The following is a 14,236-nucleotide window of genomic DNA, read 5'->3' as shown; positions in this document are numbered from 1 at the left end:
GGATCAACCGTCCCCGAGCAGCGCGAGCTGCTCGTCAAGCGGCGGCTCGGCCGCCGTGTTCGGCACGTACGGCACCGGCCGCTGTTCGCGGGAGCGCTCGCGGCCGTCCCAGCGCCAGGGCGTGACGAGGACCGCATCGATGCCCTCGCGCCGGGTCAGCTGGGCGATACCGATCCCGGGGACGGTCGGGTAGCAGGCCCACTCGCGCTCGCTGGTCATCACCACGTCGAGGTCGAAGGAGGCGAGCAGGCCGAGGCACTTGGCCCGGGAGTCGTCGTCCACTCCTGCGAAGGCCTCGTCGAGAGCGATCAGGCGGGGCGCGTGCGGGCTGCCGGAAGAGTAGTGCGAGGAGGCGGCGGCGAAGAGCGGGACGGAGGCGGCCAGCACCCGCTCACCACCGGAGGCCGGGCCCGTGGCGGGCTTCCACTGGCCGTCCTGCCGGCGCTGGATGGTGAACATGTGCCAGGTCCGGTAGTCGAGCGCGCGGGTGAGCTGGTCGGCCCAGGAGTCGCCGGGGTGCTCCTCACGGTCCTGCGCGATCCTGGCCTGCAGGAACTCCCCCACCAGGGCGCGATCGGCCGGGCGCCAGGCGTCGGAGGACTGGCGCAGCAGGCGGGTGCGAACGGCTTCGAGCCCCTGCGGTGCGTCCTTCGCGGGCTGCCACAGCAGGCGCAGTGTCATGCCGGTGGAGGTGGGCCGGTCCGCCAGGTCCCGGTTCATCGCCTGGACCTGCTCCTCGGCCCGGGCGATCAGTTCCTGGAGGACGCCCGCCACCTCGCCCACCAGGTGGTTCTCCAGCAGTTCGCGCTCCTTGGCGGACAGCAGGCGGCCGCGCTGCTCGACCTCGTCGCGCAGCGCGGAGGCGAGCGTCGGCACGTCGTGGGTGCGGCCCTGGAAGAGGACGTCGACGACCATGACGCCCTCGTGCAGGGTCATGCCCACCGAGTGGCCGTGGCGGGCGAGCGCGTCGGTGAGGATCTTGTGCTCGGCGGTGATCCGCTGCTGGACCAGTTCCCAGCGGCGGTCTGCGTCGTCAACGGTTTCGAGTTCCTGGTGGACGGCCCTTGCCAGCGTCACGGCCGGGGTCGGTGCCCACGGCCCGTCCGACGGTGGAACGACGAGCTCCGGCAGGGCGGTGGTGAGCAGGCCGGTGGCGGCGAAGGCCCGCAGTGCGGTGACCGCGCGGTCCCGCTCTGCGGTGGCCTCGGTGATCCGGGTGCGGATCTCGGACCGACGGCCTTCGGCACGGGCCCGGGCCGACAGGGCCGTGTCGCGCGCGGCGCGGGTGGCCTTCTCCGCAGCGGCGCGCCGCTCCAGGGCGGCGTCCGTCTCGGCGAGCCGGTGGAAGAGTTCGTCGACGCTCGCTCCGACGGTCTCGCCGAGCACTCGGTGCCGTTCGGCGGCCGCCTCGGCGGTCCGGCGGGCCTGTTCGGCGGCGTCGGCGGCGTCGGCCAGGGCATGTGCGGAGGTCTCCGCCTCGGCGGCGGCCTCGGTGGCGTCTGCGGCGGAGCGGGCTCGGGCCGTGGCCGCCGGCAGCAGGGTGGCAAGCGCAGCGCGGTAGCCCGACAGCGCCTCACGGACCTCGTCGAGGGCCTGCCGGGTTGCGGTCAGGCCGGTGTCCGCGGCGTACTCCTCGACCTGGGCCGCGATTTCGACCGCTTCCTCGTGACCGGCCACGGCCAGCCGTTCCGCGTCCTCCTGACGCTCCGCCAGGCGCCGTACCGCATCGGCCTCGTGGCTCTGGCGGGTGTGGGCCTCGCGCAGTGCCTGGTCGGCGGGCACGGTCCGCAACTCGGCGGCGAGCACGGCGGCGCGTTCGCGTACCGCCGCCCGCTGCTCGTCCAGTGCCGCGATGGCGGCGGCGAGCCCGGTGCGACGGTCGGCCAGTTCGGCGAGCCGGGTGCGGCGCGCGGCCTCGCGGGAGCCCTCGCCGATGTAGTGAGCGGCGGGCTTGCTCCAGGCCCCGGCCAGCGCACCGAGCCGGTAGGAGCCGTCCGTGGCAACCCGGCTGGGGTGCGGCGAGTCCGTCCCCAGACCGATCGACGCGAGTACGGCCGACACGGTCTCGTCGCCGAGTGCGGCGGCCATCGGGTCGGCCCGGTCGACGGCCGGGCGCAGCACGGCGGCGAGCGAAGCACCGCGGGCCACTCCGTCGGGCAGCAGCACGGCGTCATGGGTGTCCGCGGCGAGCAGGGCGCCGTCGGGTGTGAGCCAGGCGTCGAGCAGGCCGGCCGCCTCCAGGGCGGCTTCGATCCCGGCGCGGTCGGCGGGCGGAACGTGGTCGGCGAAATCGACGGCCCGCCACAGCGGTGCACCCGGCCGACCGGTGCGGCCGTGCCGGTCGCGGGTGTACGGGGCGGGCGGAGCGTCGTGCCCGCCCGACTCGAGGCGGGCTAGCTCCTCGTCCACCGCCTCCCGCTCGCGCCGGGCCGCGGCGCGCTCGGCGTCGAGTTCGGTCTCCCGGCGGGTGAGCCGGGCGGAGTGCTCGCGGTGGGCATGTGCGGCGGCTTCGGCCGCCGGGTTCGGGCCCGCCAGGGTCTCGGTCCAGTCCCCCAGGGCGGCCAGCGCCTGGTCCGGGTCGGTGAGTCGGAGTTCGGAGGTGCTCGCGGTCCAGGCCCGGTACTCCGCCACGAGTTCGGCGCCCCGGTCGGCGACGGCCTCGACGGCGAGTGCGGCACGCTCCCGCCCGGCCTCCAGGTCCGAGGCGCGGCGGCCCGCCTCCGCCTGGGCCTCCCGAGCCCGGTCGCGGGCCCGCTCGGCGGTGGTGAGCAGCTCGGTCAGACCCGTGACAGCCTGGCGGCGGCGCTCCACCGCCCGCTCGCCCGCCTGCCGAGTGTCCGAGTAGGGCGCATGGTCGCGGGCCAGGGCCTCGGCCACCGGGGCGTGGTCGAGCCCGGCCTCCTCGGCGCAGCCGCGGACGGCGCTCTCGGCCTGGTCGAGTGCGGCCTGGTCCGCCGCCGTCTGGGCCAGGGCGGCCGCACTTCGCCGGCTCCAGTCGGCGGCGGTGCGCTGTGCCGTCTCCCGCGCGGCCACCCGGTCGAGCGCGGCCCTGCCCAGGGTCTCGGCAGTACGAGCGGCCTGCTCCAACTCCCTGGCCGCGTCCATCTCGGGACTGCGGTTCAGCGCGTCACGGGCGGCCGTGAGCCGGACCCGGTCGTCCTCGAGCTCGACCATGCGCGCCTCGGTCTGCGCCAGCTCCTCCTCGGCGGTGGCGTGTTCCGCCTCCGCCTCGCCGAGGTCGCGGCCCAGGTGCTCGTAGCGGCTGTGTGCCACCCGCAGCACGCCGGCCTGGCGTTTGGCGGCGACCTGCGCGTACCGGCGGTAGTGGGTGAGGAAGCTCGCGGCAGCCCCGGACGCCTCGGACAGCGCCACCAGCGCCTGCCGCTCCTCGTCCAGACCGCGGAACGCCTCGGCGACCTCGCCGACCAGCGCCGGATCCAACGGGGGCAGGGACTCGGTCAGCGCCTTCGACAGCAGCTTCTCGTCCGGCTTCTTCGACAGCTGCGGCTGGCGCAACTGGATCAGCAGGGCGACCAGCGCCTCGTACCGCTCCTGGCCCAGGCCGAACAGCTGCTCGTCCACCGCGCGGCGGTACTCGGTGGCGGTGTCGTGCACCAGGCCGTGCCCCTGCAGGGCGTCCCGAAGCCGCTCACGGGTGTAGGGGACCCGGGTCGGGGACAGCAGCGGCAGGTCCGGACCGACGCGCAGGGCGGTGGTGAAGAACCAGTGCTTGGCGATACCGCGGCCCTTGACGGCCTTCAGCCCGCAACCGATGGTCCGGTACTGCGCGGTGCCGTCCTCGCCGATCCGGCCGAACTCCAGCCAGGTGTAGCCGGTGCGCTCGTCGTTGGGGTGCTTGCCGCCGAGCAGCAGGTTCCACTCCATCCGCTTGGCCCGGTCGCCGTCCGGCTCGACCCGGTTCGGCGCGAGTTCGCCGTCGAGCAGGAACGGCAGGGTGAGGGCGAGCACCTTGGACTTGCCGGTGCCGTTGTTGCCGCGCAGCAGCAGCCGGCCGTCGTGGAAGCGGAACTCCTCGGCGTCGTAGTAGAAGATGTCGACGAGCCCGGCGCGCAGCGGCTGCCAGCGGGTCTTGGTGGGCTGCGGCAGGGTCATGAGCGGGAGCGGGCCTTTCGGATGGTCGGTGCGGCCAGTGCGTAGCGGACCAGGGCGGGCTTGGCGCACACCGTTTCGCCGTCGACGGTGGCGAGGTCCAGCGCGGTGAGGCGGTCCACCGCCTGCGCCAGCAGGTCGGCCGCGGCGGCCGGTTCGGCAGCGGACTTGCGCCAGTACGCGGAGTGCAGGACGGCGAGTTCGCGAACCAGCTTCACCAACTGCGCCATCGTGCGCGGACCGTCGACGGTGGCGAGGTGGGCGGCCACCAGCAGCGTGACATGGCCCTCGGTCCCCTGCTCGGGCATCCGCACATCGGTCAGCTCGTCCTCCGGGTCCACCATGGCGATGCCCTCGGCCCTCGACTCGGCCACCAGCCCGGTGAATTCGGTGATCCGACGGGTGATCGCATGCCGCTGGGAGACCAGGTAGGCGCGTTCGTCCTCGGGGAGCTCGACGTAGTAGACCACGGGGTCGTCGAGCAGCCTCCTGGTCAACCGGTGGCGCAGCGAACGCAGCCGCAACTCGTCCGTGTCCGGGGCGACTTCCTCGGTCAGCGCGAGGAGCCGCCGGTCCGGGTCGGCGGTCGTGACGGTGGACGGCCCGCGCGTGGTCGCCAGCAGTCCTGCCAGCACCCGTCGGCGCACGTCGTACAACACGTCATTGGCGGAGGCGGACAGGTACGCCTCCTCGTCACCCGCCACCCGGTGCAGCACTCCCCACTCCAGCAGCAGCCGCACGGCCGCGACCAGGTCCGAGCGCTCCTCACGGCGCTCCATCCGGAACTCCACCCCGGCCGCCGCCAGGGCCGGATCGCCGGCCGCGGTGAGCACTCCTTCGGCGAGCCGTCCGAGCGTGATCTGCGCGTCCGCGCGCTCCAGCACCGCGAGCGCCAGGCAGAGCAGCACGTAGCGCCGGCGGGTGAACGGCACCCTGGTCCGCGGAGCACGGGCCGGCCGGCTCGCGTCGTCCAACCGCGCCGGCGACTTGAACAGCCGAGCGGTCTCCGCATCGACCACCAGCCGCCAGCCGGTCTCCTGGGTGAACCAGGCCGCGAGCTCGGCCGCGTGCTTGCGCACCAGCCTGAACTCCTCGTCCGCGATGGTCAGCAGCGGTGCGGCCAGCAGAGCCCGGGCGGCCCTGCGGCGCTCCGCCTGGACGTCGACCAACGGCGCGGCGCTCATGCCGAACCTCCCACTGGCGCCAGGTCGATGATCTCGACCACGTGCTCGGGGCCGGACAGAACGCCGTCCACCGTGGAAATCTCCACCACCTGCTCCGCGTCCACCAGCTTCAACCGGATCTCCATCGTGCCGTCACCGGTGATCGCCGAGGACTCGTTCTCCCCCGGTATACGGGCTGACAGCGCGTCGCCGAGAACGGCCAGGAACAGCCGGAACTCCTGGGCGTCCAACCCGTTCGGACCCGCGAGGGCGGAGAGCAGCACCGGCCCGGCGGTGGCCAGCCTGGCCCTGGCCGCGGCAGTCTGCTCCGCCTCCCGCTCGACCTGCTCGGCCAGCGCCTGCCGCGCCGAGCCCCGGTCGGTGACCCGGTTCGGCGCCCCGCGCCGCTCGTACGAGCCGGTCTCGCGCAACCGCGGGCTGATCTCCAACGGCGGCGCCTCGCCCCACGGAGTCGACGCCGGCAGGTCCGCATCCTGCCAGGCCGCCTCCGTCGCCGCGTCCACCGTCAGATGCCGAGCCGGGGTCAGCGCGAACGCCGCCCGCCACAACCGGTGCGCCGCCGCGTCGTCCGGCGCCTCGGCGAAGAACCGCGCCAGGGCCCGGAAGTCGGCCGAGCGGTCGGTGCGGCCACCGCGCCGCTCGTTGAGCGCCGCGACCGTGTTGACCAGGCCGGTGATCGCGCTGACGGCAGCACCACGCAGCAGCCTCGCCTGTGAGGGCTGACGGCTGGAACGGCTGAGGAACCAGTCGGTCAGGCCGCGCCAGCGGTTCTCCCACGCGGTAAGCGCGGAGGTCAGGGCCGCCTGCCTGGCCTGATCGGCCACGCCCTCCCCTTCATCCCCGCCGGGAACGGCGTCGCTGGCTTCACGCCGAGCGGCCGCCAGCAGGAGGCGAGCCACCCCGGCGCCTTCCACGCGGTCGATCAGATCCGCGATCTGCGCGCCGCGGTTGGCCAGGTCGGCGATGAACCGCTCGATGTACTCCACCAGCCGGTCCTTGTAGGCGATGAACGCATCCTCGTCGCCCTCCTGGAAGTCGATGGTCCGCCGGAGCGAGGCCATGAACGCCTGCGCGTTGTCAGCCAGGCTGCCGAACCGCTCGGCGAGCTGGAGCAGCAGCAGATGGGCCTTGACCGGATCCGGATGGTCCTGCTCGGCCAACGCCAGCAGGGAGCCGAGCTGCTCGGCGATGTCCGCGAGCGCCACGGACTGCAACTGACCGCGCTGGCCGAGCGCTTCCTCGTACAGCTCGACGGCCCGCAACGCCGCCTGACCGTGCCGGGTGAGCTGGTACAGGTACCGGGCACGGTGGAAGTCCTCGACCGAGGTGACCCGACCGGTGTCGGCGTCGGCCCGCAGGTTGCCCCACTCCACCAACTGCTCCAGCACCCCGCCGACCGCCTCCGGTGAGACCGTGTGAGCACCCGCGTCCGCGCTCCGGCGGAGTTCACCGGCCACGTCCTCCGGACGCAGGTGGACGATGAACCGCTCCCGAGCCTGCGCGAACACGCCCAGCACCTGTCCGTACAACTCGGCCTTCGGCGCGTTCAGGTGGGCGAAGGGCTGCGGCGGCGCGGTGGTCACCCGCCCGAGTATCCCAGACAGCTCGCCGGCCCTGGCCCGGATTCGGGAAACCTCCCGTACACGACCCGACGCGGAGGGCGAGCCCCCGGAGACGCGTCAGCGGTGGACGCGCTCCGAGGACCTCCAGCCGAAGACGCCCTCACCTTCGAGACGCACCACAGCAGCACCCGGCGCACAGAGCCCGATGACCGTCGATCAGTGCGCGATCGTGAGGTCGCACGAGGGCTGAAGATCGTTCAGGAAACGCATGGGGGGAACTCCGGCGTTCAGTGGATACACCTGGGGTGCGGACTGGGCCGGGAACGGGTGGACGCACATGGCTCCCTTGACCCGTGGACCAATCCTCGCCGAACCACCGGTGAGGACGCCAGTCCGCGAGCCATCGCCGGCACAGTGCACAAACCGTGATCACCGGTTCGCGAACCGGACTGGAGGTTCCTCCAAGCGATCGGGCTTTCGCCCCGCTCGGGCCCCCTCCCGTAGCATTCACGCGGTAGACGGCAAGGCGAACCAGGAAACGGCAGTGGGCATGACGGCGGGCACGGACATCGGGCAGGACAGCGGCATCGAGGGCACCGAGGGCACCGAGGAGGAGATCGACTACGGTCCCGGCCTCGACCCGCAGCGCCTGCGGCTCTGTCTCGACGTGCTCGCCGAGCTGGACACCCTGCACGTCGACCACCCGGACGCGATCACCGTCCGCCAGGCCGTCGGCGGCATATTCCGCACGCTCAAGCAGCGCCGCCGCCAGGAGACCCGGGCCCGGAAGACCGCCAACGACCGCGCCGTCACCGCCCGCACCGCCACCGGGGCGCCGACCCGGATCGACGACGAGACGGCCGGCGCGTTCGGCCTGACCACCGTCACCACCACCGAGATCGCCGGCGTCCTGGAGCGCCCCCGCTCCTGCTACACCTGCAAGACCCGGTACGTCGAGGTGGACGCCTTCTACCACAACCTCTGCCAGGCCTGCGCGGTCAAGAACCGGTCCCGCCGGGACGCCCGCGCCGACCTCACCGGCAAGCGGGCGCTGCTCACCGGCGGCCGCGCCAAGATCGGCATGTACATCGCGCTGATGCTGCTGCGCGACGGCGCCCACACCACCATCACCACGCGCTTCCCCAACGACGCGATCCGACGCTTCAAGGCCATGCCGGACAGCGCCGAGTGGATCCACCGCCTCAAGATCGTCGGCATCGACCTGCGCGACCCCGCCCAGGTGATGGCGCTCGCCGACGAGGTGGCCGCGGACGGCCCGCTGGACATCCTGATCAACAACGCCGCGCAGACCGTACGCCGCCCGCCGGAGTCCTACCGCGAGCTGGTCGCCGCCGAGTCCGCGCCGCTGCCGGCCGGCGAGCTTCCGCAGTCCACCACCATCGGCCGGTTCGGCAGCGGAAGCGTCGACCTGCCCGCATTGCCACACCAGGCGGGCGGCGAGGGCGAACGGATCTCAGCCGAGGACGTCACCTCGCTCGCCCTGGTCACCGGCTCCGCCACGCCCGCCCGGATCGAGGCCGGCACGGCCATCGACGCCGGCGGCCTCGTCCCGGACCTCGCGCCCACCAACAGCTGGGTGCAGACCGTGAGCGAGGTCGGCCCGGTGGAGCTGCTGGAGGTCCAGCTCTGCAACTCCACCGCGCCGTTCATCCTGATCAGCCAACTGCGTCCGGCGATGGCCGCCTCGACGTCCCGCCGCAAGTACGTCGTCAACGTCTCCGCCATGGAGGGCGTCTTCGCCCGCGGCTACAAGGGCGCCGGCCACCCGCACACCAACATGGCCAAGGCCGCGCTGAACATGCTCACCCGCACGAGCGCGGAGGAGATGTTCCAGGCCGACGGCATCCTGATGACCGCCGTCGACACCGGCTGGATCACCGACGAGCGCCCGCACCCGGACAAGATGCGGCTGCACGACGAGGGCTTCCACGCTCCCCTCGACCTCGTCGACGGGGCGGCCCGGGTCTACGACCCGATCGTCCGCGGCGAACGGGGCGAGGACCTCTACGGCTGCTTCCTGAAGGACTACGAGCGCGCCAACTGGTAGACCGCGCCAACCGGCAGGCGCCGACCCGAGGGAGAGACCGAGTTGACCACCGCACCACTGATCGGCGCCGGCGTGATCGTCCCCACCGGGGACGGCCGGGTCCTGATCGGCCGCCGGACCACGGCCGGCGAGCCGCCGACCTGGAGCCTGCCCGGCGGCAAGGTGGACGCCCCCGGGGAGTCCTTCGAGCAGGCCGCCGCACGGGAGCTGGCCGAGGAGACCGGCATCGTGCTGCCGGCCGGGGAGATGCGGGTGCTGGGCGTCCTGCTCGACCACGAGCTCGGCCGGCCCCGGCTGACCGCGGCCGTCCTCGCGCCGCCGAGCCTGGCCGTCGCCGAGGTCACCGAACCGCACGCCTGCGCCGGCTGGGAACGGTTCCCGCTGGACGCCCTGCCGGAGCCGATGTTCTACCCGTCCGCACTGGTGCTGGGCAGCTGGCTGACGGACCGTCCGCCCGCCCTGCGCCCGGGCACGTACGCGTACCCCGTCGCCCGCTGAGCGCGGACGACGGGGTAGGGCCCGGGGCGCAGGCTCGCCCCTCCCGGAGGCCGGGGTCAGCCGTTGCGGGCCGCCTCGGGGCCGGTGATCCGCTTCAGCAGCGGCAGCGTCGAGGCGACGATCCCGAGCGCGGCCGCCAGACCGAGTGCCACCAGGACGAAGTACACCGCGCCCGGTGACACCAGGTCGTAGTGCATCTGGGACTTGAGGAACATCGCGGACGCCGCGAAGCCCGTCCCGGTCGCGATCGCCGCCACCACCAGCAGCGGCAGCGCGCTCTCCAGCCCGATCACCCGCTGCAACAGGCGCAGCGGCGCCCCGGTGAGCCGGAGTATCGCGAACGGCCGCCTGCGGTCGGACAGGCCCGCGACCACGCTCACCGCCAGGCTGCAGCCGGCGATCGGCAGGGTGGTCAGCAGCACCACGTTGGCCAGCTGGCGCCACCCGGCCAGCTCCTTCTGCTGGGCGGAACCCCAGTCGCCGACCGTCCGGGGCCCGTATCCCGGGTGGGCCGTGGTGAGCAGCGTCCGGACCCGCTCCATGGCCGCGGTGGAACCGTCGGTGGTCACGTAGACGTTGCGCACGGGCAGCGCGGCCGCCTCCTCCGCGGAGACCGGTGCCGCCGGCCACTCCATCTGGGAGATCGACCGCAGGCTCAGGAAGCCCCACGACGGGACGCCGGCGACGCTCGCGCCGGCCGGGCAGCGGCCCACCACCGGGACCTGGGCGAGGTCGGTGCAGAGCACCAGGTTCGGCGCGAACCCGGGGCGCTCACCCGGCAGTGCGCCGACCGCCTTCGGATTGTCGTGGCCCACCAGGAGGCCGCGGAAGCCGGGCACCGCCCGGATGTCGGCCAGCAGCTTCGCCGACACGGCGTCCGTCATCGGGGGGTCGTCGACCAGGCCGCTCTGCTCGACCGCGACCCGGGTCTGCGGGTCCCCGCTGAGCGTGCCGCGGTTCTCGTTGATGGTGCCGATGATGCAGACCGTCGCCGTGGTGACGAAGAGGGCGAGCACGAGGCCGGCGACCGAGCGGAAGCCCGCCTTCGGGTCGTCGGCGAGTCGGCGGACGGCGACCAGGGTGGCCGGCCGGCTGGTGCGCCGGGCCACGCCGCGGGCGGCCGCCATGGTCAGCCAGGGTCCGGCGATCACCAGGCCCAGCATGATCACCAGGAAGCCGGTCAGGTAGGCCGCGGTCTGCCCGTCGGTGGTCTCCGGACGGCGGTCGGCGAAGTAGCCGAGCTCGGCGAGGCCGCCCAGCAGCGGAACCAGCCGCCAGGCGCTCGGCGGCTTCGGGGTCACCCGGCGGGTGACGCCCAGCGGCGAGACGACGACCCGCCGCAGGGCCAGCCGGGCCGCGGCCGCCGCCGCCAGCGGGACGCCCAGAGCGGTCGCCGCCGCCTGGAGCGGGGTGAGCGTCAGGTCCTCGACGAAGAACCGGTCGCCGGTGAAGGGGACGGTCGCCACCAGCGGGCGCAACAGGAGGAACAGGCCGAAGCCGAGGGCGGTGCCGGCCGACGCGGCCACCGTGGACTCCACCGCCGAGACCGTCGAGACCTGCCGTGGGGTGGCGCCGACCAGCCGCATCGCCGCGTAGCGCTGCTCGCGGGTGGCGGCGGAGAGCCGGGTCGCGGTGCCGATGAAGACGACCACCGGGAAGATCAGTGCGCCGGCCACCACCGAGAGGATCAGCGTCATGGCGTCGCCGCGCACACCCAGCCCCGGACAGTGGTCGTGCTCGCAGGAGGGCGGGAGGGCGGTGGCGATCGTGGTCACCTTGCTCGCCCCGGGCATGTGCTCGATCTCCGCCGGTGTGCGGCCCGCGATCAGGTACAGCGAGTCCGGGGAGGAGAGTGCCTCGTCGCCGATGACTCCGACCGGACGGCCGGGGAAGCGGTCGCCCAGTTCCACGGCCGGGGTCGTGCGCAGCAGTTCGGCGAGCGCCGGCGAGGTGTAGTACTCGCCGGGCGCCGGCAGCCTGTCGAGGCCCGGCGGTACCGGCGCGGTCGGCCCGGTGGCGGCGACGTCGACCCGGAAGATCGCCTTGCCGTCGAAGTAGTCACCGTGGTCCCACCACCAGAGCGGGTCCACCGGCGCGGTCTCGGTGCGGCTCACCGCGCCGGTGTTGGTCCACAGCAGCCGCTCGTTGGACCTGTCGACGGCGTTGATGCCGGCCAGCGCGGAGAGCAGCAGGCCGACGCCGACCGCCACGGCGGCGGCGATCATGAGCAGCCGGGCCAGGGCCTCCCGCCCACCGCTGACGGCGAGGCGGAGTGCGAAGGCGATCACGGGGCCACCTGCTCCGGCGCGAGCCGGGTCGTCCTGGCCCTGCCGTCCCGGACCATCGCCTCGCGGTCCGCGTAGGCGGCGACCCGGGGCTCATGGGTGACCAGGACCACGGCGGTGCCCTGCTCGCGGGCGGCGCCGACCATCAGCTCCATCACGTGCTCGCCGGTGAGCGAGTCCAGCGCGCCGGTCGGCTCGTCGGCGAAGAGCACCTGCGGACGGGCCACCAGCCCGCGGGCGAGGGCGACCCGCTGGGCCTGTCCGCCCGACAGCTCGCCGGAGCGGCGCCGTTCCATGCCGTCCAGGCCGAGCCGGGCGAACCACGGGCGGGCCTCGGCCAGTGCGGCCGCCCGCCTGGTGCCGCGTAGGAGTAACGGCAGGGCGACGTTCTCCTCGGCGGTCAACTCGGGGACGAGCTGGCCGAACTGGAAGACGAAGCCGAAGGTGTCGCGGCGCAGGGCGCTGCGCTCGGCCTCGGTCATGGTGTCGAGGCGGCGTCCGGCGAAGTGCACTTCGCCGGAGTTGGGGGTGAGGATGCCGGCCAGGCAGTGCAGCAGGGTGGACTTGCCGGAGCCGCTGGGCCCCATGACGGCGAGCACCTCGCCGGCGTCGACGGCCAGGCTCGCGCCGCGCAGGGCGGGGGTCTCGCCGAAGGAGAGGGTGAGGTCGCGGGCCTCGATCAGCGTGGTCACGGGCGCACCGCCTCGGCGAGCGCGTCCAGGCGGGCGGTGGTCAGGTCGATCCAGCGCAGGTCGGCCTCCAGGTGGAACAGTCCGTGGTCGGCGAGCAGGGAGTCCACCAGGGCGCCGCTGCGGCGGAGTTCCGTCAGTTCGCGCATCCGCCGCAGGTGGGCGGCGCGCTGGGTGTCGAGGTACACCTCGGCGTCGCGGCCGAGCATCAGGGCGAGCACGACCTTGGTGAACAGCACCGACTGCAGGTTCGGCTCGGGTTCGACGGGCTCGGTGAGCCAGTGCTCGAACTCGGTCACACCGGCCTCGGTGATGACGTACCGCTTGCGCTCCGGCCCGTCGCCGGGCTCGGCCTCGCCCGCCACCACCTTGCCGTCCCGGGCGAGCCGCCCGAGCGTGGCGTAGACCTGGCCGTACGGAAGGGGCTTGCCGCGTCCGAAGAAGGTGTCGTAGTCGCGCTTGAGGTCGTAGCCGTGGCTCGGCTCCCGCTCCAGCAGCCCGAGGAGGGTCAAAGGAACACTCATAGGAGGAACATACACCAGAGGTATACTCCGAGTGTATAGCTGGCGAGAATACGGCACTGACCTGCGAAGTCGATGGATCGGCGGAGGCACGAGGGGCCTGAGGGGGGCACTGGAGCGCCGGGCGGGCGCCGGACCGGCGCGGGCGCACGCGGGCACACGCGGGCACACGCGGTTCGGAGCGTGCACCGATCGCTCGACGCGCAGGGCCCTCGCGGCCGGAGCGGGGGCGGCCCCACGCCGCCGCCCGCTCCCGCACCGCGGCCCGACGAGCCCCCACAGCGGGCCGGGCCTGCCGCGTCCCGGCACGTGGAGGACGCGGCTGTCCCCCAGCCTGCCCCGCCGCCCCCTCCCCCGCCGAGGGCCGAACGTCCCTGCCGCAGCCGGTCGGACAGTGCCCAACGTCCCTTTCCGCCACGGGGGAGGCGACACCGGACGTCCCGGTGGCACGAGCGCGCACGGCTCTTGTGCCGGGCTTCCGGCAGGGGGAGATTGGGTGCCGGAGCCCGGCGGACGCCGCCGATCCCGTCCGGGCCCCGCCCGCCGTCGTGCCCGCGCCGACCCCGAGGAGCCAAGCCGTGTCCAGCACACCCCGCCCGCCCCGGCCCGGGTCGCCGCCGCGACGCGCCGCCCGGCAGCTGCGGCGGGCCTTCGACACCCGCCGCCACCGGCTCCGCGGGCCGCTCGCCCGCCCGCTGGACCGTTCCCGCAGCCGGGCCCGGGCCGCGGCGGCGCTCGCGCTGCTGCTCGCCCTCGCCGTCTCCGTCGGCGGCGCGCTGCTCGCCCACCGGGCGGCCGTGCGCACGGCCGCGGCCGACCGGGCCCGCCTGACGCCGGTCGAGGCCACCGTCCTCGCCACCGAGCGGCCCACCGCCACCCCCGGTGCCCACTGGTCCGGCGACTCCCGGGAGCGCGCCACCGTCCGGGCCGGCTGGACCGCACCCGACGGACAGCCGCACACCGGCACCGTCGAGGTGCGCCGCACCGTCGCGGCCGGATCCACCGTCACCCTCTTGGTCGACCCCGGCGGAAGGCCCCACGACGCCCCGCCGTCCGCGGTCGGCCTCGCCGTCGAGGCGGTCTGCTTCGGCCTCGCCGGCTTCGCGGCCCTCGGGACCGGCGTCTATGGCGCCCTGGCCCTGCGGCTGCGGGTTCTCGACCGCCGCGCCGACCGCGCCTGGGCGCAGTCGTGGGCCCGCCACGAACCGCTGTGGAGCGGACGGACCGCCAACAGCCCCGGCGGTCCGCAGGACGACTAGGTCCGGACGGGGCCGGGCCCTCCCTCCCGGATCCCGTCGGCCTGCGCGCCGGGTCCTCCC

The 14,236-nt window shown here is 74.2% G+C and carries 9 protein-coding genes; 3 read left to right on the top strand and 6 right to left on the bottom strand.

Going from position 1 to position 14,236, the window contains the following annotated elements; genetic code table 11:
• Positions 1 to 3 precede the first annotated feature (3 nt).
• Genes ACF9IK_RS29495 through ACF9IK_RS29485 form a run of 3 tightly spaced genes read right to left on the bottom strand, consistent with a single transcriptional unit; the run spans position 4 to position 6,877 of the window.
• The gene (locus ACF9IK_RS29495; protein ID WP_395297112.1) at positions 4 to 4,113 is read right to left on the bottom strand and encodes a TIGR02680 family protein; all 4,110 of its coding nucleotides are present in this window, start codon (positions 4,111 to 4,113) and stop codon (positions 4 to 6) included.
• Positions 4,110 to 5,294: a TIGR02678 family protein gene (locus tag ACF9IK_RS29490; RefSeq protein ID WP_395297111.1), complete on the bottom strand. Its 1,185-nt coding sequence runs from the start codon at positions 5,292 to 5,294 to the stop codon at positions 4,110 to 4,112. Before ACF9IK_RS29490 ends, ACF9IK_RS29495 begins: the two co-directional genes overlap by 4 nt.
• The gene (locus ACF9IK_RS29485; protein ID WP_395297110.1) at positions 5,291 to 6,877 is read right to left on the bottom strand and encodes a TIGR02677 family protein; all 1,587 of its coding nucleotides are present in this window, start codon (positions 6,875 to 6,877) and stop codon (positions 5,291 to 5,293) included. The genes ACF9IK_RS29490 and ACF9IK_RS29485 overlap by 4 nt, the downstream gene beginning before the upstream one ends.
• Positions 6,878 to 7,406: 529 nt before the next feature.
• Between ACF9IK_RS29485 and ACF9IK_RS29480 the strand changes: the two genes are divergently transcribed.
• Both ACF9IK_RS29480 and ACF9IK_RS29475 read left to right on the top strand, forming a co-directional pair.
• Positions 7,407 to 8,924, top strand: coding sequence for an SDR family NAD(P)-dependent oxidoreductase (locus ACF9IK_RS29480; RefSeq protein WP_395297109.1), 1,518 nt, complete (start codon positions 7,407 to 7,409; stop codon positions 8,922 to 8,924).
• Between the two features lie 42 nt (positions 8,925 to 8,966).
• Entirely contained in the window at positions 8,967 to 9,422 is a 456-nt protein-coding gene (locus ACF9IK_RS29475; RefSeq protein WP_395297108.1) for a nucleotide triphosphate diphosphatase NUDT15, read from the top strand.
• A 56-nt stretch (positions 9,423 to 9,478) separates the two neighbouring features.
• Here ACF9IK_RS29475 and ACF9IK_RS29470 read toward each other — a convergent pair whose 3' ends face one another.
• Genes ACF9IK_RS29470 through ACF9IK_RS29460 form a run of 3 tightly spaced genes read right to left on the bottom strand, consistent with a single transcriptional unit; the run spans position 9,479 to position 12,920 of the window.
• Complete coding sequence (locus ACF9IK_RS29470) at positions 9,479 to 11,710, bottom strand: ABC transporter permease (protein ID WP_395297107.1); 2,232 nt, start codon at positions 11,708 to 11,710, stop codon at positions 9,479 to 9,481.
• Positions 11,707 to 12,399 carry an ABC transporter ATP-binding protein gene (locus ACF9IK_RS29465; RefSeq protein ID WP_395297106.1) on the bottom strand — a complete coding sequence of 231 codons (693 nt, stop codon included), beginning with the start codon at positions 12,397 to 12,399 and terminating at the stop codon, positions 11,707 to 11,709. The genes ACF9IK_RS29470 and ACF9IK_RS29465 overlap by 4 nt, the downstream gene beginning before the upstream one ends.
• Positions 12,396 to 12,920 (bottom strand): PadR family transcriptional regulator, encoded by a 525-nt coding sequence (locus ACF9IK_RS29460; RefSeq protein WP_395297105.1) that lies wholly within the window; start codon positions 12,918 to 12,920, stop codon positions 12,396 to 12,398. The genes ACF9IK_RS29465 and ACF9IK_RS29460 overlap by 4 nt, the downstream gene beginning before the upstream one ends.
• Before the next feature lie 575 nt (positions 12,921 to 13,495).
• Between ACF9IK_RS29460 and ACF9IK_RS29455 the strand changes: the two genes are divergently transcribed.
• Positions 13,496 to 14,176 carry an Rv1733c family protein gene (locus tag ACF9IK_RS29455; RefSeq protein ID WP_395297104.1) on the top strand — a complete coding sequence of 227 codons (681 nt, stop codon included), beginning with the start codon at positions 13,496 to 13,498 and terminating at the stop codon, positions 14,174 to 14,176.
• Positions 14,177 to 14,236: the final 60 nt, after the last annotated feature.

The sequence above is a fragment of the Kitasatospora hibisci genome (genome assembly GCF_043950205.1).
In the GTDB taxonomy this organism is placed as follows: domain Bacteria; phylum Actinomycetota; class Actinomycetes; order Streptomycetales; family Streptomycetaceae; genus Kitasatospora; species Kitasatospora hibisci.
The sequence above is the reverse complement of the archived record's forward strand: the minus strand, read 5'-3'. Positions and strand labels throughout refer to the sequence as shown.

Coding starts and splice junctions, on each gene's coding strand:
- ACF9IK_RS29495 (WP_395297112.1), bottom strand. CDS start 4,113: ATGACCCTGCCGCAGCCCACCAAGACCCGCTGGCAGCCGCTGCGCGCC.
- ACF9IK_RS29490 (WP_395297111.1), bottom strand. CDS start 5,294: ATGAGCGCCGCGCCGTTGGTCGACGTCCAGGCGGAGCGCCGCAGGGCC.
- ACF9IK_RS29480 (WP_395297109.1), top strand. CDS start 7,407: ATGACGGCGGGCACGGACATCGGGCAGGACAGCGGCATCGAGGGCACC.
- ACF9IK_RS29460 (WP_395297105.1), bottom strand. CDS start 12,920: ATGAGTGTTCCTTTGACCCTCCTCGGGCTGCTGGAGCGGGAGCCGAGC.